This is a genomic window from Paenibacillus sp. SER-28 (genome assembly GCF_052906305.1).
On record NZ_JBRECM010000013.1, the window covers coordinates 1 to 22,377 of the forward strand.

Here is a 22,377-nt window from a genome sequence, read left to right on the forward strand (position 1 = left end):
AAACTCTCCATTAAAGACCAACCGAAGCTGGTTTATAGAAAGAGCGATAAGCTCATGTTGAAACTGACGAGATAAAAATATCTCTTGTTCGCTTCCATTTCATACAACGTTGGATTTTGTAAACAAAATCCGTACTCACTCGTTGTTCAGTTTTCAAAGATCAAATCAACAGCCGTTTAACTGGCTGGATATATAATTTATCACGTGTATACCCATCAGGCAAGTTGTAATATTTACCAGTTTGCTAATTTGTATTTCTACACGGTGTAGTTTTTATTAAAACACTCCAACACACGATGATTTACCTGTAATAACCGAAACTCTCTTTTCTCCTACTTGAAGTGCAAAGTTGATCGGGTATAAACGTCATAAATCAGAAAAGCAGAAGCTCTTTATGTATTGGATGAGCTGCTGCTTTAGCTTTTATGATAAAAATCCTGAAATGTTCGTTTAGCTTAAAGCTGTAGCTAAATCCTGTATCAAAAGTTCAGCGGGCTCATGCCCTACAGCCAAGCGGATAAGCGATTCAGGCATGTGTTGTTTTTTTAGACTCTGTTTATTGAAGCCGTAGTTTGGTGAGATCACCTGACTCTCCATGGACCCCCAAGATACACCGATCCGGATCAGTCGCAGTTTATTGATCACTCTACATATATCCTCATAAGTCGAATCCTTTAGTTCAAAACTGAATAATCCGGCATAGCCTTTGAGCTGTCTACATGCGAGCTCATGTTGTGGATGAGAAGGGAGTCCGGGATGATTCACTTTGGAAATGGCCGGATGATCTGATAGAAAACGAGCAACCAACAAAGCGTTTCTCTGATGGGCTTCCATTCGGAGCGGGAGTGTTCTTAGCCCCCGAATGAGTAGCCAGGCTTCAAAAGGGCCCAACGAGCCGCCAATCAACTCATACTCTTCAGCATACATACGGTTTATTATCTCTTTAGAAGCGATCACTGCCCCTGCAATTAAATCATTATGACCACCCAAGTACTTGGATGCGGAGTGAACAACGATATCTACTCCCCATTCCAATGGTTTTTGGAAAAGGGGTGTAGCCCATGAATTATCTACGATTGTGCGTATACCCTTCGCTTTGGAAAGCGAAGTTACCTCCTGAATATTTACCATATCGAATGTGAATGAGGTAGGAGACTCCATAAGAATAGCTCGGGTCTGCGGTTTGATGGCACCAGCGACTGCTTCTGTTGAAGTCGAATGTACGATTGTATAGTCTATATGGAACCTCTTTAAATATTGGGCTAGGCTGACGGAGGTTTCATATATGTGTCCGACCAGAATCAGATGGTCCCCTGCGGACAAGCTACACATTAGCGCGGCACTGATAGCAGCCATTCCGGAAGCAAAGCACTTGCAGTCCGCCCCACCTTCCAGCGCAGCAATCATTTGCTCTGCAATCTGAACGGTAGGATTGGTTCCCCTCGAATAGACATAATGCTCCTTTTCATTATTAGCTGCTTCAGCATAATCTTCGTAAGTATCAAAGAAAAATGGAGCAGTCTCATAAATAGGAGGAGCAGCAGCCTTAGCAAAATACCCTAGTTCGCCCTCAAATTTGAGACAGATAAGCTGATCATCCGAGAAACTCAAACCTGATCACCACTTTCTAAAAAATTTCAAACCCGTATGAGGTAGTCTTCTCAATCCGGAACTCAAATATTCTATAATGTAAACTCTCTAGACCCTGTGGTGGTTGATTTGCGAAATTCGGAGAATTATGAGGCTTCCAAATGTCTTTCACTAAGTATCCAATTCATAAAAATAACGTATATTTTTGGGTTGCAGGGCAAAGATATGCTTTATCAAAAAAAGAGGGGGTTCACATGTGCTAACACGTTGGATTAGAAATGTTCTGAAACCTGGAAAAAGGTACACACAGGATATCGAAAAATCCAAACAGCAAGCCTCTTCAGAACCCATAAATCCATCATTAGCACATACTCTATCTTTGCTCAAATTAAAACTTGGGCAAAGTTCTGACTTTATTATTCGTGATTTTCCCGAAAGTCCTACCCATGCCGGCCAATTTGCCGTTTGTTATATTGAAGGACTGATTGACCAAAACTTGCTTTCCGATTTAATGGAGGGCTTGATTACAGAGATTGTGTCCGCAGATTTTAAGCTTGAAGGAAATATTGCTGCTTCATTATTAAAAAGAACTATTCCGTCAGGAAATATTCAAATCATCAATTCGCAAAATCAGATATATCAAGCTATCTTGTCTGGAAGTGCTGTCATTGTGATTGACGGTAATGTATGTGCTTTGGCCATTTCCATAGCAGGCGGAGCCAGAAGAGCTGTTGAGGAGCCCAGTTCCCAAACCGTCATTAGGGGGCCTAAATAAGGATTTACAGAGGATATCTCGTTGGTTGCTCAACGGGAAGGAACCCCTTTTCCTGCATTATTGGAAGCATTCATGATGGAATTAATGTTTGAAGTGATTCGTGAAGCCGGTGTACGGATGCCCCGGGTCATCGGACCAGCCGTTTCAATCGTAGGGGCTCTGGTTATTGGGCAAGCAGCAGTACAAGCCGGACTGGTTTCAGGTGCAGTGGTTATCGTTGTTGCCTTCACAGCTATATCTAACTTTGTAATTCCGTATTTTAGTATGGGCTCAGCAGTCCGGTTGTTGCGTTTTGCTCTCAGTGCTGCTAGCAGGAGCACTGGGTCTATTCGGTATTCTGATGGGGATCATCCCCCTTTTGGTTCACCTTGTATCACTCAGGTCGTTCGGCATTAATTATTTTATGCCCTAAAATTCGGGAAGGATGGGAAGCAGCTCAGAAACGGAATATCGATCTTGTTGGAATCGGGAATAAAATCCACCAAAAATATTCTCAAGATTGGAAAAAAAATTAAGGAAACGTGGCCTAAAGAGTTGGCAAGCATGGACATGGAACTAGATGTAAAAGTAAACATTAAACGCCCAGGGTTATTTCAAAAATCTTTTAAAGAACTGCTGGAATCTGAAAATGATAATTAAATGCATGAAATAAATATGGGAGGGGTGAATGTAAGCCATGAGTAAAAATACACTCCGGGTATCAGAGTTGATCGTCTGTATTTCATTGTTTGAGTTGGGAAGTACAACCCTGTATTTAATAGGTGATGAAGCTAAGCAAGATGCTTGGTTAGCTATGCTAATAGGAGCTTTAGTAGGACTATTTGTCCTTCTGCTTCATCTAGCCATTCACCATCAGGCCCTAATTTAGATTTGTACATGTTGTTTCGGCGATACATGGGGAAATATTGGGGTACACTCTTCAACCTGTTGTTTGTTGGATATTTTGCATATGAAACTTCCCGGAATTTACGCGATTTAGGCGAGGTGACAGTGATGACTTTGCTGAACCAAACACCAATATGGGTCATTACCTTGATTACAGTCATGGTTATATCCAATACGGTTCGTTACGGATACAAAGTATTGTTTTCATTTAGCTTAATTCTTTTACCTGTTTTTGCGATTGCATTTACTGTAATTACTGTATTAATCCCGGCCACCGGCCTTTTTCACTTTGAGTTTATACTTCCTATTTTGGAATTAGATGGTTATTTTTGTTCTGGGTCCCAAGATCGCCGCAAGCAGCACGCTGCCTCTTTTGGAAACTGTACAATTGATTGAATTGGCAGAAGTGTTCGAACGCATGGATGCACTTTTCACCTTGCTCCTCTTTCTTGGCTTAATTATCAAAATGGTCGCATTTTTTAATGGTGCCGTGATAGGGCTTGAAAAAATAACTAAAATTGGATTTAAAAAATGGGTTTTGCCTCTCGGGGCTCTCATTTATGGGCTTTCATTTCTATCCCCTAACTACACTCATCACATTATGACAGGTCGGAAGACTGTGGTTACTTTTTGGTTTCCTATTTTTCAGTTTATCCTCCCATTATTGCTTCTTATAGTAATAGTTATTAGAAAAAGAAAGAAGCTAAAAAACAGCCCGATTCGTAATTCAGCCTCTTTTATTGTGCTTTTTCTATTTCATCGGCACGATGTGAAGTGTTCCATCCTCGCTAAACTCTGCATAGGCAATCTCATCGATACTATCATATCCCTGCTCTCGCAGTTTTGCTTTAATCTCTTCAATATCGATTGACTTCCCACGCATAGATTCGTTCAGGAATTTTCCTTTATCAATGACTGTAACAGAAAAAAGATCAGGCTGTGCATCTATTCCCATATCCTGAGCGGCGGGTGGCTCGTATTCGGGTTTGCACATGACTGACAATGAACCGTTCGTCTCTAACGTGGCATACCAGACCTCACGTAGAGAAAAAATATTCTGCTGGCGCAGCATGGAGAGCAACTGTGTGAATTCTATATCATATTTTTCAAGCATCTCTTGATTGACCTGGCCCTTATCCACGAGCAGCACTGTTCGACCTTCTGCCATATAGCCAAATTTCACAAAACGGGTCGTCGCCTTTTCAAAAAAGTAGGCCAGCGCGCACCATAGTGCCAAAGCAAACAATAGCTGCCCAATGGTTACCTTATCGTCATATAACGTATTTCCCACAATTTCGCTTAACACCAATGATGTTAGGAAATCGAGTGGTGTTAACTGACTGAGTGTTTTCCGACCTGTAATAAAAGTAATGATCCACAAGCCAAAAAAGCTGATGATCAATTTGACACCAATCGTAACAAATACCTCCATAAGTATGCCTCCCGGAAGAAGTTGTTTTCCTTATGTGTTATTTACACCTGTCTACCTCAGCATAAACAGAGGCTTATTCCTAAAATTGTCCGATTAAAAAAGCCCGCTACCAACTAGAGGCAGCGAACTTTTTAATTACCAGCTATTATATAATCTTAATCTTTCAGATGTTTATCAAAAAACTCTTAACCACGTCCAATATATGTGGCTGGTTAAAGGCAATATGCCAGCTCCCGTAATTTTGTGCATTGTGACATATTGCCCGCTAGCTTGGACTCTGGAGTCAGGATTATCTACTTTTCACAAGAAGCTGAATCGCTTCTTTAACCAGCTTATCCGTGTCTCCTCCAGCCTCTTGCTCTTCCAATATACATCGTTGCAGATTCTCTGCTACAATTTGGGCAATCGCTTTATCTGATGCGTTACGTACGGCAGATAACTGGCTAACGACGTCTTTGCACGATTTTCCTTCATCCATTAAACGAAGTACCCCACGCACCTGTCCCTCAATCCTCCTCAGGCGCGTTTTCAGTTCATCACTGTAATTGTAATCCATAAGTAATGCACTCCTTTTTTGACTTACCATATACACGTATAGGTATATTATAAACCAAAAAAATAAATAGGATACCCTAAATAAATAGATTCACCTTGCCCTGCGAAGCATCCCCCAAGTAGGCGGCTACACCAGCATATTCCAAACCGTCGATTAGCTCTTCTTGCTGCAGCCCTAACAAATCCATGGTCATGGTACAGGCGACGAGCTTGATCCCCTGCTCTCGTGCCAACTCTATAAGCTGCGGCAAGGAAAGCGCATTGTGCTTTTTCATGACATGCTTGATCATCTGTGGACCAAGTCCGGCAAAATTCATTTTGGATAGTGCAAGCTTTTTGGGTCCACGAGGCATGATCCAGCCAAAGGCTTTTTCGAGCATTCCCTTATTGGTGCTCACGATTTCATCATGATCATATGCTGCCGCTCCATTCGCAATAATGAATGCAGCAATCGCCTTATCCAGCTCCCCGCTGAATAATACAATCGTTGTTTTGGGCTAAGCATATTCTTGATTATTTGTATAAATTCCTGCTGTCGTACTCATATGGATTCGCTTCCTTTAGTCTCTCCAGCCCATTCGGATATGCCTGAAAGTACAGATTTGACTTTATTAGCGCCTTTGGAAACTAATAACTGACAAGCCATTTCACTGCGTGCTCCAGCTTGACAAATCACTGCTATCTCTTCTTCCAAGTTCAGTTCAGAGAGTCTGTTCTCCAGTTCGCCAAGAGGGATGTGCTTAGATCCAGGGATATGTTTAAGCGCAAATTCAGCGGGTTCACGAACATCGAGCAAAATGAAGTTCTCTTTTCCAGAACATTTTGCTTGTAGCTCTTCATGGCTTATCGTAGAAGAAAATAATATTTGCTCCTTCTTCACTTCAGCCGGATTTGCTTTGCGTAAATAATGTCGCATTACATCTCCTTCTTGGAGAGTGCCCAAATATTGATGTCCGGTGTTTTTGGCCCAGCTCTGAAAATCGGCTAATGAACCTTTGTCAGTCGCCTGAACCTCCATAATCTTCCCGGGAACGAGCTCATTCATAGCCTTTTTTGTTCTTACTAGGCATAGGACAAGCTAGCCCTTTGCAATCAAGAATATGATCTGCTTGGATATTGTTAGTTGATGACATTCTATAACCTCCGCCTGTTTTTTGAGGGGGCTTAGCTTAGTTAAATCCCTTTATACATATACCCCTATGGGTATTAGGATAACGAGACTCGCTTCTCTTGTCAACTTATTTGGCCGTTTTTTCTCAGAAGCAAACGAAATCATGTCTTGAACAAAATAAAATTAAAAGCAAAAAAGCCGCGCAAAAACGCGACTCTAATGCATAAACCCAAATTAATCGTCTTTTTTCATCAGTTCTGGCAGATCCAGCGACATCGAAATATTGCACAGCATACCTCTGGCAAGAAAAAGCATCGTTCTTTCCATTGCTTGTTCAATACCTGCCCGTCGGAAAGCATCATAAACCGTCGTATGAATTTCACGGAATCCTTGCTGCATCACGCTTACGACCTCATCCTCGCGGATCGTCTGCGCCTGCATTTGCAAAAGTGTTTCATTGCGGTATTCCATCATCATTTGCGAATAGGCTGCAATTAGCTCTTGCTCGAGCTGTTCAGATGAGGCCGAATGAATGACGCTGTGAAAAGAGTCTATGATACGTGCAAATGAAACCTTCAGGGCTTCAACAAGCAACGCTTCCTTGGTAGCGAAAAAACGAAAGACATAGGGCTGAGAAATATTGGCCCGTTCCGCAACTTTGGCTGTTGTAGCTCGGTAGTAGCCCATTTCTGCAAACACTTCAATAGCAGCAGATATGATTTCCTTTTGGCGATTTATAGATGTTGACGTAGCTTTAGCCATGTTTTTTTCATCCCTTTATTTAGCACAGTTTTCCGATTAGTGATTAATCAATTACAAATTAGTATAAACGACATACCCTAAAAATGCAATGAGTTTGAACAAAGTCGCCTCCGCAATTCTGACGGAAACGACTCTGTTACTACATCCAATTATGGTGTTTTAGAGTTAAAATATAATCGGATATAATTGATCTTTTGCGTTTTGGTTTGATAGGAAAACACTAAATAATAACTAAGTCCTGATGTGTTATTGATCGTATAATTAGCTTCTGATGTATCAGGTATGTCTCTAGAGGTGTCAACGGTTTCCGCAGGTTCGCCCAATTCGTCAACAACTTGTTTGATAAGCAACTTCTTATAGTCTGGATCGAAAGATGTAATTTCTGTAACTTTATCGCTTCCATCCAGCATGATGTCTGTATGATACTTAGCATAGCTTCTCATAGGACCTGTAGAACCTGACTCGGATTTCCCCCACAGCTCAAATAACAAATCGCTACTAGTTCCCAAGCCAAGACCTTTAGGCAAATTCGGTAAGGTCCCCTGCTTGGCTGCGCTGAGTATAGCAGCTGCGGAGCTGTGTTTACTGTGAGGTGAAGCTGGATTACTAGCAGGTTCCTGCTGCGTCGAGGTTGAGCCTTGCCCATTAGTATTGAGATCCGTGTTTTGATCTGTAGAACTAGCAGGGGGTGTGACTGTTTCTGCTTTAGTAGGAGCAGTTGATTTTTCCTCCCCGCTATTGCTGCATCCTGTCATCACAGCAAAACCTATAGCCAATAAAGCACTAGTGGTGATTAGCTTGTAAGCCAACTTTTTACGATCATAAGATTGATGTGTATGCTTCATTATAAGATCACTCTTTCCTTGTTCTTGGGTACAAACCAAGTGTAACCGAACCTCATTTCCGGAATACCTCTACTTGTTTCCAACTTGTAAACAAGGACATTGATGATTTTCTAACATACCCTATTTACGACCATAAGCTCCCAGCTGTTGTTTAGAAAAGGAGTAAGGAGAGTCACTCTTCTTCAACCATATATTCCCTTTAATGATGAAGATGTATACAGCAAAAACAAAGTAGATCGTACCCGCAATCCAGTCTATTGCCGTTGGGATGTCTCGCTGTACTATTTCATGAATATACCAGATTCCGACTGGAACATGCAGGAGAAGTGCCGTAAACAAGCCAGGATTATATAAGGTTTTTGCTTTAATATTGACAACGATGCCGTGCCAAACGACCTGAAAGAATCCCATAAAAACTGGTGCGAGTCCAAGCCAGATTACTTGCGGAAACCATACGGGAAGCAGATAAAACACATAGGCAATTGCCACATTGATAATCATCGCTGATTGAGTGTTTAAAGGGTAATGATCCGGTGTGTCACTTTTAAACATAACATTGTTAAATAAACCAGCAAAATATCCAGGCCAGCGGTACTCCTCAAATTGATGAAACAATATAGCCACAAAACTCAACCATAACATGCCTGTTATATCCGAAAGGATAGCTGGATTCATAAGTAAAACAATACATACAACCATACCGATTATAGCCCCTGCATCTTGCCAATATTTTCTCAAAAAATTCATATTAGTCACTCCTATGATTTATTTTTGATCAAAATATCTTTCGAACAGCAGATTTAATTGTTCCTCTATTGAAGGTATTTCCACAACTGCCCCTGATTCAAGAATTGGACTCATCAGTGCAGGCAGAAAAATAGCTCCAAATATTTGCAGCATCATCGCTAACAAGCGCTCCGGCTGTTGCTCACCTGTCAGCTCCTTGATCGTGCTCTGAACCTTTGGAAATCCCATTATGTTTAAAAACCTTCCGTATTCCTGTTGAGATGTAAAGGGCGTGCTGCCCATGGCAATAATTCGCGAAAGAAGCTCTGGATATTGACGAATGACCTGCAGATAGTTAAGTAAAAATTGTTTCAGTCTATCTTGGGGGGGCATCGTTGTATTGTCCAAAATAGAAAAGGTATGCTGAAAGCCATTTAATATCACTTCAATAGCTTCACTGAGCAGATTTTCCTTAGAGCCAAAATAATAATTAACTAAAGAAATATTAGTAGCAGACAGCTCGGCAATTTTTCTAATTGTAACCGCCTCAAAACCTTCCTTTTGAATAAATTCCAGCGTAGCGTCTAAGATTTTTTCTTTGGTTTGTTGTTTTTTGTCTGGGTGATTCATGTTCTTCCTCCTCCTGTTTCGTCCAATCATAACGGATGAATGAAATGGGACGATTTTATGTAAATGACTTTTCAAACAATAATTAAAACATTGTTTAAATTATTGTTTGAACTCAGTTTAGCACTTTATATATCACAAAACAAGGAGCAATTTGAGATTTAGGGAATAGAAAAACCCGCATAACGAATGAGATCGTTTGCGGGTCGATTGAATGGAGATTGAAAAAAGGCCTAAATAGCCCAATTTCCTTTGCGGAACACGGCTTCTTTGCTTCCGTCTTGCAATTCGCCGTCAATATCCAGCTCAGCCGAGCCGATCATGAAGTCCACATGAGTCAGGCTGACATTGGCACCGTTCTGGAGCAGCTCCTCCCGGTTCATTTGTGTCCCATTTTCCATATTAAATGGATACGCACTGCCTAGAGCCAAGTGGCAGGAGGCATTTTCGTCGATACCTGTATTGTAAAAAATGCGATTGAGATTGGAAATCGGTGAATCGTGCGGCACCAGTGCAACTTCTCCCAAATAGCTGGCCCCTTCATCCGTAGCGAGCAAATGAGTCAGATGCTGCTCGCCGGATTCTGCTGTATATTCAGTGACTTTACCGTCCTTAAAGGTAAACGTTATGCGATCCACCAGTTGTCCATTTAAGTTGAGTGGCATTGTACTTGTGACATGACCATTGACACCTGTACGCTTAGGCATCGTGAACACTTCTTCTGTCGGCATATTCGCGACAAAATAATCTCCGTGCTCGTTCTCACCACCACCGCTGCGCCAAATATGTCCGTCAGCCAGTTCAATTCTCAAATCTGTTCCTGGTGCACGATAATGGAGGCTTTTATACTTTTTATGATTCAGCTTGTCTTGTACCTGTTCAAGGTTTTTCAAATGTTTCTGCCAATTCTGAATAGGATCAGAGCCATCTACACGATTCATTTGGAAGATTGTATCCCACATGACACGTATACGATCCTCTTCTGCTACATCTGCAAATACTTTATCGGCCCAAGCCTTCGTCGGCGCTTTAATCAAACACCAGCTAATTTTATGATTTCGGGTATATTTGGAAAAACCTTCTCTCGCCGTAGCTGCCGCCTTAGTCGCACGAGATACCTTTTGTGGATCAATGCCTTGATATAAATCCGGGTTCGGCACTTTAATCGTTAGTGTAGCTCCACCCTCTTCGGCAAATTTCTCCATCATTTCTGCCTTCCAAGCAGGATAGTAATCAAAGCTGGCTTCGTCACCATGTTCAAAACGACTACGTATGATGGAATCATCCTCGAACTCTACCTGTACATATTTAGCGCCTGCTTCATAGGCTTTGCTGACAATCAGGCGTGTAAACTCAACAGTTTCCAGTGGTGCAGTTACCAAAAACACCTGTCCGGGCTGAATGTTAACCCCTACTCTTACGACCAGTTCTGCGTATTGCTCCAACAATGATTCAAATGTACTCATTTTTCCACGCTCCTGTTCCGTTTTGATTATATTGAATGATTTCATCACTACAGTACGGATTGCTTCTCCATTTCACGCAGCTCCACTCTTCGTATTTTGCCCGAACTAGTTTTAGGAAGCTCTTGAATAAACTCTATTTTTCGTGGATATTTATAAGGCGCCGTCCATGTTTTCACATGATGTTGCAGTTCCTTCACTAACGCCGGTGATCCTTCTACCCCAGCTTTGAGTACGACAAAAGCCTTTACAACATGTCCACGAATTTCGTCAGGGCTGGCTACGGCAGCACATTCCTGCACGGAGTCATGCTTCATAAGCGCTTCCTCTACTTCAAAAGGACCAATGGTATAGCCAGAACTGATAATGATATCATCCCCACGTCCTTCGAACCAGAAATATCCATCCTCGTCTTTGCGAGCCCGGTCTCCCGTAACAAAATAATCTCCGTGGACACTAACTAATTTGCGTTCTGGATCATGGTAATACGTATGGAATAATGCCGGCAGATCAGCGCGTACCGCAATATCGCCCACTTGTCCCGGAGCCAACGGAATGCCATCCTCGTCTACGACCTCAACGAGTCCCGGTGCAATAGATTTGCCCATCGAGCCTGTGCGCAGAGGTGCATCCTTTAAATTACCAATAATTAATGTGCTCTCTGTTTGACCGTAGCCGTCACGAATCGTAATGTTGAACTGCTCCTGAAACTTATTAATGACCTCCTGATTGAGAGGCTCTCCCGCAGAAACTGCGCTGCGCAATTGGGATAGATCATATTGATCCAAACCATCCGTTTTCGCCATAATCCGGTATTCTGTCGGCGTACAGCACAACACTTGGATTCCGTACTGCTGCATGAACTGCAAATAGCGACCCGGACGAAACGGACCATTATATACGAATCCGGTCGCTCCATTCCCCAGCACAGATAAAAACGGACTCCAAATCCACTTTTGCCATCCTGGTGCAGCTGTAGCCCATACTACGTCTGAAGCTCGAATATCCAACCATGGTGATGTTATCCGCAGATGGGCATATCCCCAGCCATGGCTATGTACAACACCTTTAGGATTTCCTGTGGTGCCTGAAGTATAGGCCAGAATGGCCATGTCGTCACGGTGCGTCTTCACAGCTTCAAAAGTATCTTCCTGTCCATCCATTAGCTCATTCAGCACGAGCCAGCCAGATACATCTGCCGTGTCGTCCCCGGAGACCACGATACGATAATCCAGAGCAGGCAAATCATCATTTATTTTGTCCACTTCGCTTGTTACTCCCGTCCAGGCAATGACTGCACGCGCTTCCGAATGGCGAAGACGATATGCAATATCCTTGGCACGTAGCATTTCTGAAGATGGAATGACAGCAAGCCCCAGCTTCAAGCAGGCCAGATAAATTACATACGCAATAATACGCCGTGGTACTACGACCAGAACCCTGTCACCTTTGTTAAATCCCAGATTTGCGAGTCCTCCAGCCAGCCGGTTAGCCTTTTTCAACAGCTCTCCGTAGGTGATTTCTTCGTATTCTCCTGTCTCACTCAGCCACTTGAGTGCAGTTTTACCAGCATCATGGTGTTCCATTTCCGAAGTCATATTGTAATATTCAGGCGCAAGCCATTGTTGTTGATCCGTCAAATTATACCTTCCCCTTTATACATAAGATGAGATCCACTTTCTTACTGTAGTATAACACGTCTTAGTACCAGGTTCTAATACCAGGATCATTTTTTTGGAAAAAAATAAATTTGGTAAAGCGAACGACAAAAATAAAGAGCCTGATTTCAGGCTCTTTTTCTTCACCCCTATCGTGATCTACAACTGGAGTTCTACCATTGTAAAAGCTGCTTCCTGCCCGTTTACGAGCAGCGCAATCCCGTGCGCTCCCGCATAATGGCGACGAGTTGTCAGGTCTGCAAAACGGTGTGTCCGTGTACCTGTAAGACGGGTTCCTCCGGGGACCGTTTTGTCAGATAGCAAAAACAGTTTACGTGAGACTTGTCCTCTCGCCTTCACAAAATCGATGCCGTACTCGATACGGACTCGTACTGGGTCACCTTCTCGAAGCTGAAGCGCGTAGCTCAACTCACAGTTATCACCGAGCCTTAGCAAGGCAGGGTCTGTGCTGAAAGAGGCTTCAGTGACTAACGGCGCCCCGTCTGTTTCATCCGCATAGCCAAACATTGCCATCACTTCGGGGATGGATTTGCGAATTAGGGTCCGACAGCCATGACGCACAATCCAGTCGGTGTCAGGATGTATCCCTTTCCACCGTTGAGCCGTAGCAATGACCACATCAGGATGATCCTTGGCGATATCGTTCAGGTTGTTGGCTACACTTTTACGTACATATAGTGAAGGATCCGCCTTCAGTAATTCCAATATGGTCAATACTGGAGCAGGATTGCGCTTAAACACAGGCAATGCCTGTCCCCATGGTAGCCGTGGACGACAGCCTTCGCTGGCAAGACGGCGAACGTGTTCACTTTGGTGTCCCGCCCAGGTCGTCATCTGCTGCATCATCCGTTCCGGTTCACGCAGGAGGAAGGGTCTCACGGCAAACTCCGCAGAGGATTTAGATGTGAAGCGCTCCAGTGCCTTCATGGACAGGTCCCAATGCTCTTCTCCCTGCCCATAAACCTCCACAAAATCGGGGAAAAACAAGTACGGAAAACCACTGCAATGCTCGTCTATAGCAAAAAGAATATCCAGAGCTTCTTCATAATTGCTGGGCAAAAATACCCCTAATGTAAACGAAATACGCCGTATTCGTTCTTTTAGCTCCAGCTCATCCCATTTTTCATCCATCACTTGATGGATGAATCCGTTGGTATCGAACGGCATGTACGCAGACTGTACTTTTTCACCGAATAGTTGAAGAAAATTCTCCGTGTACATATTTTTTAAGGGCTCGGCCATTATATATCTCCTTTTGAATGAGGTTGAGAGAATTGTAGCAAGGCATACTAAAAATGCCAAGTCCTATGATTAGGACCTGACATTTTTACATTAATACAAGAAAGCGATTTACTTATAATTCGTGTTGGGCAAACCAATTGGTAATACGTTGCAGTCGTTCCACGCGAAGCTGCGGGTGCCCTTTTCGTGAAAGCTCGTGACTTGAAGCTGGAAAACGGACAAATTGCGTAGGTTTCCCCAAGCGACGCAATGCTGTAAACAGCTGTTCTCCCTGCTCTATAGGGCATCGCAGATCCTGCTCCCCGTGCAATATGAGCAGCGGTGTGTTGATTTGCTGCACATAAGCCAGCGGAGATTGCCTCCACAAGAGCTCGCAATCGTCCCACGGATTCCCGCCGACTTCATCTTCAGTAAACGAGTATCCTATATCACTCACTCCATACATGGACAGCCAGTTAGATATGGATCGCTGGGTCACAGCTGCACGGAAGCGATCGGTATGGCCGACAATCCAGTTTGTCATAAAGCCACCATAGCTTCCTCCTGTCACACCCAACCTTTCTGGATGAATGAATGGAAATTGACGTATAGCCTCGTCCACTGCGCTCAGCAGATCGGTGTAATCGCGCCCGCCGTAATCTCCAAGGACGACATTGGTAAAAGACTGTCCATACCCTCGGCTTCCTCCCGGATTCGTGTAAATGACTGCATACCCCTGAGCGGCCAGCAACTGAAATTCATGAAAAAAAGAATTGGAATACATGGCATGAGGACCACCGTGAATCTCCAAAATAGCAGGATAAGATACCCCCTCCTTAAACCCAGCAGGCTTCATCACCCATCCCTGCACCCGTCGTCCATCCTCAACCTCAGTCCAGAAGCTCTCAGGCACACTGATCTCAATCTCATCAAGCAGAGAATCATTCACTCGTGTCAGCTGTTCCTCAGTTCCTGAATGAATCGCAATCCGGAACAAATCACCTGGTAAAGCTACATCGGTGGAAGCGGCAATGATATGCTGCTCATCCGAAGTAAGTTCGAATTGGTAAATTTCCCGTTCTCCTTGGGTTAAAATTTTAAAAGTTCCATCAAGCGCAAACTGATATACGTGTACATTGCCTTCAAGGGTTACCAGCGTATACAGGGATTGACCGTCCGCACTAAAGCGTGGTGGTCCTACATGAAGATGTGAACGCATGTCGCTCATACCCGCGTTTCCGAGGTGAGCGTCAAGCGTCTCACTAACGCATACTGCCGTCCCCCCACTGGAAGGAACCGTGTACAGTCGGGTCTGTGTAGCGTCTTTGGCATGTCGATCATGACCGTAAAAGGCAATCGTTGAACCGTCGGGAGAATAAGCAGCACTCTCGATGTGCAGTTCAGAATGGGTCAGCTTAAGCGGTGCTGCTGCATCACCATTTGACGTCGCAGGAGCTATCGTAAACAAATCATTCTGCTTACGTAAATCCGTATCCTCTTTCGAATGCTCTGCTATTCTGGCGACGAATAAAATACGTTGACCATCCGGTGACCACACAGGCTCCGCCACATCATAAGCGCCGGAAGTCAGTTGAACTGTGTACCCCGAAGTCACATCAGTTACATACAAGTGATCACGAGTATCATCCCACAGTCCATATCCGTCGGATTTAGCTTTCGTTCGATTAACGACTCGTCCCTTAAGTTGTGCCTCCTGAGTTCCTCCATCGGATGTAGGGCTTGACGGGTTCTCGGCCGTTTTAGCTACAAACGATATGCAGGTCCCATCAGGAGACCAGGCTAATGAACGAATGTTGTTGTTCTCTACGTGTGTAAGCTGTCGTGCCTCCCCCCCGCGTTTCGGAATAATCCATACCTGGCGCTTGCCGTCTGTCGTACGGAGAAAAGCTAGTTGTGTTCCATCTGGTGACCAGACAGGCGTTTCATCTTTGGGTCCATATGTAAAGGGTACTGCGTTAGCGCCTTCAGGCGATAATAGCCAAATTCCTGAGTTATAATCTGTCCGCTCTTTATTAATATGCTGCTCTACGTAAGCAATTTCACTGCTGAAAGGATGAATAGCTGGATCGCTAACCCAGTGAAGTCGATATAAATCCTCGGCTGTTATACAGCGCTTGGTCGCACTAGATTGTGGGTCGCTCAAAAAAATTCCTCCTTTATATCATTAGATTCCACATCTTTAAATTTTAATTAATCCGATTAATTTTATGCGATTTAAATAAATATACAATTACGTTACTCTTTTTATGTATCTCTGTCAATTTGTCTAAAACTAAAAAGCACCTCTCTCAGTCGCTATCGACCCGAAAGCACCGCTACTTCGGTTGCTTTCATGAGAGAGGGTAACGTTATTCATCAATCACAACTGAAAAATAGGAGAAATGGAGGGAGCACCTTTAGGAATAGCAGCCAGTGATCCATTTTCTTTGTGTAGGTTCGGCACCTGCTGCCAAATAGTGCTGGGAATCTCTCGCCGCAGCACAGGGATGATATCCTCGGCAAACCGATGCAACTGTTCAAGTTGCTCCTGCTCTTCCAGCCCATCCACGCTTATGCTAAGTACCTGATGGCCGAACGCAGTATAATAGTTTCGTATTTTTTCAAGAACGCTGTCTGCAGAACCAATCAGAACTGGACCGTTGCGGATATTGTCCTCCAAACTTGTAAACGGGGATTGATTATGCTGAGCCGCCGCCGTCGAGTGGTAAGCATCATAATACGGGCGATAGCGTCTGATCGCTTCCTCGTCTGTATCCGCCAGATACAAACTCCCGGCTCCGGCACCAATTACAGCCTGAACCGGGTCATGACCGTAATAAGCGAGCCGTTCACGGTAATGATCAATTAAGGCTTTATACTTGGCCTGAGGATGGAAAGAATTTGAGGAAAATAAAGGCTCTCCATATTGTGCAGCCAGCTCCGTCGATAATGTACTGGAGGCACTTCCATGCCATATCGGAATTTGCTGTTGATACGGGCGTGGCTGTGTCGTGACCTGATACAGCGGGGGCCGATAGTTGCCCTCCCACGTAACCTCTTCCTCGCTCCATAGCCGTTTGAGCAGACGATAGCGTTCTGCTAGCGACTCCCACTGCTCTTCCTCCGTAATTCCAAACAACGGGTAATGGCGTGGATCATTGCCTTTTCCGATAATCAGTTCTAATCTTCCGCCCGATAAATGATCCAATGTCGCATAATCCTCAGCTACGCGTACCGGGTCAAGAATACTAAGCACTGTTACCATCGTCAGCAGACGAATCCGTTCAGTTCTCGCTGCTATAGCGGTCAGAACGAGTGGAGGTGAAGACGACAAAAAAGGCGTACCATGCCGCTCCCCCACACCATACGCATCAAAACTAAGCTCCTCTGCGAGCACAGCCTGCTTAATTACATTTTGGAATTTTTGCTGCGAACTCCAGGCTTCTCCGGTAATCGCATTAGGCAGATTAGCCATTAGGCTGAACAATACAAACTTCATTCGCTCCTGCCCCCCTTCTGCGAACGAATCGGCTTCGTCCGTTCCCTATGGTCGTGTCTAATTTCGGTTAGCTGTCTCCGCTTCATTTTTTTCACGAATGTAGGTGGAGAATAATTCAGGATTCACCACTTTGCGCAGTAAATGCATCGTCCCGTCCCCTGTTCCATGGTCAAAAGCATGGATACGTTCATACCCCCAACGCTCATACATGGATAGCAAATAGGGATGCTTTTCCGCAGTCGCCAGTGTCACAGCAGGAGCACCGACCTTGTCACGAATAATCGTTTGCTCTACCCAATTCAACAGTTTTTTCCCATATCCTTTGCCCTGGGCAGCCGGGTCTACAGCAAACCACATCACAAACGGTAGATCGGTTATAAAATTAAGGGCTCTATTTTTGAGATGGCTAACGGTAGCCTGAATGACACCGTCTACTTCCAGCACATAGCAATCATTATTTTTAATGTTTTCTTGAATGAGAGCAACGTCTGCCTGAGCGGCAGGCCATCGAAGCTCCAACTGCCGAATTGTTTCATACGCCTCATACGTCACATACTGCAATCTTTCTGCGTCCTCCTGGAGTGCCAGACGATAGATTTCACTCATACTAACCCGCCTCCTTCTAATGTTTTTATAAAACGAGTGAACCACTATATAACTATTCCCATCTATTTAATAAGATATAAAAGTTAACATAACTGTAGCATGCTCACCATTCAGCGACAAATTAATTTTTTCTATAACTCCATTTAAAATAACAATAGCCCCTCGAAAGATGGGAATTCGTTCATTAAAGTCAACGCAAAAAAGCCCGAAAATCGGGCTCCTCTACTTTCTAGACGAATAAAATGCTGGTCTTAGCTCCGGCATTCAAAACAAACCATGTATGCTGTATTACTCCGCAGGGGCAGTAAAGCTGCGTTTGGCAAACTCGCTGTCCAGCATATAAAAGGCGTTGCTGTCTCTTTCAATGCGCTTAAGCTTCTGGATAACACTGTCGAACAGAGCTTCCTCTTCGACTTGCTCATCAATAAACCATTTCAAGAAATGGATCGTTGCATGCTCGCGTCCATCGAGGGCCAAGTCAGCCAGATGATAAAATTTTTGCGTGTTTTGCTGCTCATGCTTGTAGCCATGCTCAAATACGTCCAGCATGGAATCGTAGCTATTTTTTGGCTCCGGCAATGCAGCCAATGTGGCGCGTCCTCTACGGTCATTAATGTATTTATACAGTTTCATGGCATGAAACCGTTCCTCCTCAGCTTGTACCAGGAAGAAGTTTGCAAACCCATCCAGACTTTCACTGGAGCAATAAGCAGCCATCGCCAGATATACGTGAGCGGAGTAAAATTCAAAGTTCATTTGCTCATTCAGAGCCTGTGCCAAATTGTCATTCATGTCTCAGGTCACCTCGGTCATGTATGTAGTGATGTAACGATCATAGTGTACCACGAATCCGATCACAAAAAAATGGACGGAAGTGAATTCAGTGCTCTCACGTTCCGTCCGCAATTTCCACAATCAGTTCATAATCAAGGCTCCAGACCCCAGACACGTTTGTCGGTTATATACAAAGGTGCTTTGTCCCAATCCATATAAGATGTCTTGGTTGGATCATAGGAAAAATCATCACTTTCGTTATAGTTGCTCCAATCCGCCTTGTTCATGCGAATCTGAATATCCCCTGTGTTTTCCCCTGCTGCCAGACTTCCCGCACCAGCTCCAAAGGAGATTTCCAGATAATAATCTGCGCCTGTAACGGCCTTATCCAGTTTCATAAAACGTCCCTGAACGTTACTACTGCCCAACTGTGCATAGTCACACTGGAATTCCTGTGACTTGTCACCATCTACAGTGTAGTAGTATCGCAGCTTGACATTTTTCAGATCAACTGCCTCTTTACCCTTGTTTACTACACGGAACAGTGGCCGAATCTGGTTATCTCCCGGGTTGGTGTCACCCACGCGGTATTGTGCAATCACATCTCCCGTTGCTGGAATGGGTGCTGCTGTAGGCTTGGCACTGACCTCGGCAGAATCTGGGCTGGTTCCTAAAGAATTTGTTGCATTGGCCACATAATAATAAGTGGTTTCATTCACCACTCCTGTATCCTTGTAAGTGCTGTCTGTTACGGTTGCTACTGTGGTATAAGGGCCACCACTGGTTGTCGAGCGCTTGACCGTATAGCTATCGGCACCCGTCGCTTTGCTCCAGGTCAGTGTAACCTGAGCGTCCCCTGCATTTGCCTTCACATTTGCCGGAGCTTTGGGAGCTGTCGGCTCGGTTGGTCCACTACCGTTAATGAGACGGTCATACTCGGCATAAGCCGTTGCCATATCCACTTGGGACCAGAAACGATGATACGTAAATTCTGGAGCACCTTTATCCCATTTTTTGGTCTGATTGTTCCAAGAAATCGTGTATTTATCTTTGAGATAAGACCATTGTGGATCTTTAGTGATATTAGGCCGGATGTCACTATAGCTGGAATACGTACCATTACCGCCTTTGGACGGATCAGACGGTGTAGCGCCTGTGCCAGGGATTGTGTTGCCTTGTCCAGTCTTACCGCTCCAGCCGCTCGGAATATACACTTCTTTCGTGAAATAGCGATAATAATCCTCGCGCGCTTCCTTCGTTGTAATGCCTATACCATCGTTATAACCCCATGCAGCATCAAGCAAAGCTTTAGACAGATCCTTAGCTTCCTTGCCTAACTCGGAATAGTCTCCTTTTTCAGCTTTCGTTCCAGCAGCAAAGAAAGTAAGTGCTTTAACATAGCTGCCCAGCACTCCAGCATCCTGCCCTGGATTCTTTGTTACCACATGGAGATTGGTATTCCCTTTATGATTGGCAAATCCGCTCCAGGTTTCAGGCTTTCCGCTCCATTCCAGATTGCTCGGCAGCCAGAATTCCCCTTTAGCTGCTGTAGTAGCCACTTTCGGATTCTTGCCACCCAGAATACGCTTACCTTGAGCGTCCAAATAGTATCCCTTTGCATCAGTCACAGGCCGTTCGTTGGCAAATACATAGCTCTTGGACCACGCTATCCAGTTTTCCGTCACTTGTTTAGCCATTTTAAACTGCTCGGACGAAGTATCCCCTTTCTTGGCTAAAATGTAGTACAGCTCGGCAACCCGCTCGACAGGCCAAGCCTGCATCCCGAACCAGTTGTTCGACGGTGGATCGTTATATACAGGAGCCCCTGTATAAGCCATGCCATAAAAGGTACTTGTGCCAGATGGATAAGCCTTGTAGGCACCATCCCAGCTATTCGTCGCTCCGCCTGCAATGGCCCCCTCATCGGATTGCAGCCAAGTATAAAACTCCAGTTGGCGCTTCAGCGAGGTTGCCCAGTCCTGTCCCGCCGTTGGTGAATTCGGTATTAATCCACCATCTTGATCGGACAACGCATACGCCGCGACGACATTTTGGTAGCCCTGATGCGCATGGCTGGCACCAATTCGCCAAGCCCAGTTGCCGCTTTGGCCAAGTCCGCCGCCCCAAGCCGTATACCATGCCATCAGGTAAAGACTGGCATCCTTGCCCGTACCAGCAATAGGACTTCCATTGGAAGCGCTTCCGGTTTTCTGGAAGTATTTATCGTACATTCCGTACCGCAAAAAGTCTCCCATCTTTTTGGCTTTATCCAAATATACGGAGTTGTCATATCCCAATTCCTTAGCCCAGTACATCGCTTGAACTGCCCGTGCATCCGCATCGGTGGCATTCGTGTAGCGCCATTGCTGTGCCGGGGCATTATTTTCCTTGGTGAACAAGCTCATAAAGCCTTCATTAGGCTTGCCAAACTTATGATTATCTTGTGATGGATGCGGTACAGCCTCCCATACTGATTCCTGTTCCCCACGCTGGAAGGTGTTTACATAGGCAGCTGTATGCGACGGATTCAGAAGATTGCCGAAGCCGTACCAATTATCCACATCCAACAACCAGTGCATCAGATAAGTCTGGTTGTTGCCATAGGTTGCCTTCAGCTCAGAGTCCAGTGGATCCTTGCCAGCACCATACTGACCACTCAGACGGCTTGGGTACTGATCCGGCTGCGAATATTCTGCGGCATAAGTGGCGGGGCTGTTCGGATTATAGTTACTCATTGTCGGTTGCTCTTCCTTACCGTCCCCTTCATTAACAGGAATGATATATTTCTCCATGTTGTCCCATGCGGATTCCAAATGCCCCCAATCCCCGGTATAATGACCATACAGCACTTCCAGCCACATCCAGTAGCTGTACGCTTCCGAAGTCGTTAAGTGTCCGTAATCCGGAGCCTCGCTCATGAGCGTTTCAACGGAATGATAAGGGATGCCTTCTTTTGAAAAGTATCCGCTAGCCGGATCCTTTAGCTGTTTATATAGTTGTAGAAAACGTGTCGATTCCGGTGTTGCGGCTGATGCACGGTCGGGTCCTGCCTGAAATAAGCCCAAGGTTAACGGAAGTACCAAAATGGCTGACATGACCATAGAGACAGATTTTCTGAACACGGATTTTCTGCTGATCACTTTTGCATTCATCCTCTCCATTATCAATTTTGGCTTTACACAAGATTTTATTCCGAAAAACGACAGCACAAAAAGACAGCATCATCACCTCACTTTCCCGTAAAAAAGGTGGAGGACACGCTGTCTATTGCTCCAAATGCTTCGCATTGGCCCTGGAAAAAATATATCATACTAGGCGCCAAATGAGAGTCGAAAAATTCTATAAGTTTAGAGATTCACAAGGAAAATTGACGAAATCGATTGGAATCGGTACTATTTCACAGGGAGGCGTTAAAACATGAAAATTTTGCTATTGCTTGGTTGTATCGTGATGTTTTTAGCCGTAGCTCTGGGAGCATTCGGCGCGCATGCATTGAAAAAAAGACTTTCCGCAGACATGCTCAGTATATTCCAGACAGGAATTCAATATCAAATCGCTCATGGACTGGGTTTGCTACTGCTTGGAGTTCTTGCTGACAGCCTTGTCCATTCTTCTCTCATCGTAACCGCAGGTTGGGTTATGCTAGTGGGTATTCTCCTGTTTTCCGGGAGTCTGTATGCCCTTAGTATATCCGGTGTGAGAAAGCTTGGGGCAATCACTCCCCTTGGCGGGTTGGCTTTTTTGGCAAGCTGGGTCATTGTAATCGTGGCGGTTGTGCAAGGTTAAAGAAGGATAAAGGAACGGAGACTTGGAAAAGGAGGCGCTTC

General features: G+C 44.6%; 22 protein-coding genes and 2 pseudogenes. 7 read left to right on the forward strand and 17 right to left on the reverse strand.

Annotation, left to right across the window (positions count from 1 at the left end):
* Positions 1-450: 450 nt before the first annotated feature.
* The gene (locus tag ACUYLD_RS22360; protein WP_322162244.1) at positions 451-1,611 is read right to left on the reverse strand and encodes a trans-sulfuration enzyme family protein; all 1,161 of its coding nucleotides are present in this window, start codon (positions 1,609-1,611) and stop codon (positions 451-453) included.
* A gap of 235 nt (positions 1,612-1,846) precedes the next feature.
* Between ACUYLD_RS22360 and ACUYLD_RS22365 the strand changes: the two genes are divergently transcribed.
* The 6 genes and pseudogenes from ACUYLD_RS22365 (at position 1,847) to ACUYLD_RS22390 (ending at position 4,121) form a co-directional block, all read left to right on the forward strand.
* Complete coding sequence (locus ACUYLD_RS22365; RefSeq protein WP_446676007.1) at positions 1,847-2,365, forward strand: spore germination protein; 519 nt, start codon at positions 1,847-1,849, stop codon at positions 2,363-2,365.
* A gap of 15 nt (positions 2,366-2,380) precedes the next feature.
* Positions 2,381-2,774, forward strand: a pseudogene (locus ACUYLD_RS22370) (spore germination protein); the annotation flags it as partial.
* Between the two features lie 47 nt (positions 2,775-2,821).
* A complete protein-coding gene (locus ACUYLD_RS22375; RefSeq protein ID WP_446676008.1) occupies positions 2,822-3,004 on the forward strand; it encodes a hypothetical protein in 183 nt (60 codons plus the stop codon).
* Positions 3,005-3,041: 37 nt separating this feature from the next.
* The gene (locus ACUYLD_RS22380; RefSeq protein WP_254330291.1) at positions 3,042-3,233 is read left to right on the forward strand and encodes a GerAB/ArcD/ProY family transporter; all 192 of its coding nucleotides are present in this window, start codon (positions 3,042-3,044) and stop codon (positions 3,231-3,233) included.
* Between the two features lie 26 nt (positions 3,234-3,259).
* Positions 3,260-3,646 (forward strand): GerAB/ArcD/ProY family transporter, encoded by a 387-nt coding sequence (locus ACUYLD_RS22385; protein ID WP_446676009.1) that lies wholly within the window; start codon positions 3,260-3,262, stop codon positions 3,644-3,646.
* Positions 3,570-4,121 (forward strand): GerAB/ArcD/ProY family transporter, encoded by a 552-nt coding sequence (locus ACUYLD_RS22390; RefSeq protein ID WP_446676010.1) that lies wholly within the window; start codon positions 3,570-3,572, stop codon positions 4,119-4,121. Before ACUYLD_RS22385 ends, ACUYLD_RS22390 begins: the two co-directional genes overlap by 77 nt.
* On the opposite strand, the gene ACUYLD_RS22395 is transcribed toward ACUYLD_RS22390, so the two are convergent.
* From ACUYLD_RS22395 to ACUYLD_RS22470, 16 genes and pseudogenes are all read right to left on the reverse strand, one after another.
* Positions 4,002-4,682, reverse strand: a complete 681-nt coding sequence (locus ACUYLD_RS22395) for a YetF domain-containing protein (protein WP_446676011.1) — start codon at positions 4,680-4,682, stop codon at positions 4,002-4,004. The two genes, ACUYLD_RS22390 and ACUYLD_RS22395, sit on opposite strands and share 120 nt — an antisense overlap.
* 289 nt (positions 4,683-4,971) lie before the next feature.
* Positions 4,972-5,238, reverse strand: a complete 267-nt coding sequence (locus ACUYLD_RS22400) for a metal-sensitive transcriptional regulator (RefSeq protein ID WP_013310304.1) — start codon at positions 5,236-5,238, stop codon at positions 4,972-4,974.
* A gap of 76 nt (positions 5,239-5,314) precedes the next feature.
* Positions 5,315-5,722, reverse strand: coding sequence for a DsrE/DsrF/DrsH-like family protein (locus ACUYLD_RS22405; protein WP_446676074.1), 408 nt, complete (start codon positions 5,720-5,722; stop codon positions 5,315-5,317).
* Positions 5,723-5,778: 56 nt separating this feature from the next.
* Positions 5,779-6,370 (reverse strand): annotated as a pseudogene (locus ACUYLD_RS22410) (sulfurtransferase TusA family protein).
* 212 nt (positions 6,371-6,582) lie between these two features.
* Positions 6,583-7,110, reverse strand: coding sequence for a TetR/AcrR family transcriptional regulator (locus tag ACUYLD_RS22415; RefSeq protein WP_254327402.1), 528 nt, complete (start codon positions 7,108-7,110; stop codon positions 6,583-6,585).
* A 149-nt stretch (positions 7,111-7,259) separates the two neighbouring features.
* Positions 7,260-7,955 carry a DUF4309 domain-containing protein gene (locus tag ACUYLD_RS22420; protein ID WP_446676012.1) on the reverse strand — a complete coding sequence of 232 codons (696 nt, stop codon included), beginning with the start codon at positions 7,953-7,955 and terminating at the stop codon, positions 7,260-7,262.
* Positions 7,956-8,075: 120 nt separating this feature from the next.
* A complete protein-coding gene (locus tag ACUYLD_RS22425; RefSeq protein ID WP_446676013.1) occupies positions 8,076-8,702 on the reverse strand; it encodes an HXXEE domain-containing protein in 627 nt (208 codons plus the stop codon).
* Positions 8,703-8,720: 18 nt separating this feature from the next.
* Entirely contained in the window at positions 8,721-9,311 is a 591-nt protein-coding gene (locus ACUYLD_RS22430; protein ID WP_061831668.1) for a TetR/AcrR family transcriptional regulator, read from the reverse strand.
* 230 nt (positions 9,312-9,541) lie between these two features.
* Positions 9,542-10,774 carry an aminopeptidase gene (locus ACUYLD_RS22435; RefSeq protein ID WP_446676014.1) on the reverse strand — a complete coding sequence of 411 codons (1,233 nt, stop codon included), beginning with the start codon at positions 10,772-10,774 and terminating at the stop codon, positions 9,542-9,544.
* 47 nt (positions 10,775-10,821) lie between these two features.
* Positions 10,822-12,411: an acyl-CoA synthetase gene (locus tag ACUYLD_RS22440; RefSeq protein WP_446676015.1), complete on the reverse strand. Its 1,590-nt coding sequence runs from the start codon at positions 12,409-12,411 to the stop codon at positions 10,822-10,824.
* Positions 12,412-12,588: 177 nt separating this feature from the next.
* On the reverse strand, positions 12,589-13,692 hold the full coding sequence (locus ACUYLD_RS22445) for a DNA alkylation repair protein (RefSeq protein WP_446676016.1): 1,104 nt from the start codon (positions 13,690-13,692) through the stop codon (positions 12,589-12,591).
* A gap of 112 nt (positions 13,693-13,804) precedes the next feature.
* Complete coding sequence (locus tag ACUYLD_RS22450; RefSeq protein WP_446676017.1) at positions 13,805-15,835, reverse strand: S9 family peptidase; 2,031 nt, start codon at positions 15,833-15,835, stop codon at positions 13,805-13,807.
* A 216-nt stretch (positions 15,836-16,051) separates the two neighbouring features.
* A complete protein-coding gene (locus tag ACUYLD_RS22455; RefSeq protein WP_446676018.1) occupies positions 16,052-17,170 on the reverse strand; it encodes an LLM class flavin-dependent oxidoreductase in 1,119 nt (372 codons plus the stop codon).
* Positions 17,171-17,227: 57 nt separating this feature from the next.
* Complete coding sequence (locus tag ACUYLD_RS22460; RefSeq protein WP_023988541.1) at positions 17,228-17,776, reverse strand: GNAT family N-acetyltransferase; 549 nt, start codon at positions 17,774-17,776, stop codon at positions 17,228-17,230.
* Positions 17,777-18,064: 288 nt separating this feature from the next.
* Positions 18,065-18,568 carry a ferritin gene (locus ACUYLD_RS22465; protein WP_013310291.1) on the reverse strand — a complete coding sequence of 168 codons (504 nt, stop codon included), beginning with the start codon at positions 18,566-18,568 and terminating at the stop codon, positions 18,065-18,067.
* A gap of 134 nt (positions 18,569-18,702) precedes the next feature.
* Positions 18,703-21,651: a glycoside hydrolase family 48 protein gene (locus ACUYLD_RS22470; protein WP_446676075.1), complete on the reverse strand. Its 2,949-nt coding sequence runs from the start codon at positions 21,649-21,651 to the stop codon at positions 18,703-18,705.
* 316 nt (positions 21,652-21,967) lie between these two features.
* Between ACUYLD_RS22470 and ACUYLD_RS22475 the strand changes: the two genes are divergently transcribed.
* Positions 21,968-22,336, forward strand: a complete 369-nt coding sequence (locus ACUYLD_RS22475) for a DUF423 domain-containing protein (protein ID WP_061831662.1) — start codon at positions 21,968-21,970, stop codon at positions 22,334-22,336.
* The last annotated feature ends 41 nt before the right edge of the window (positions 22,337-22,377 follow it).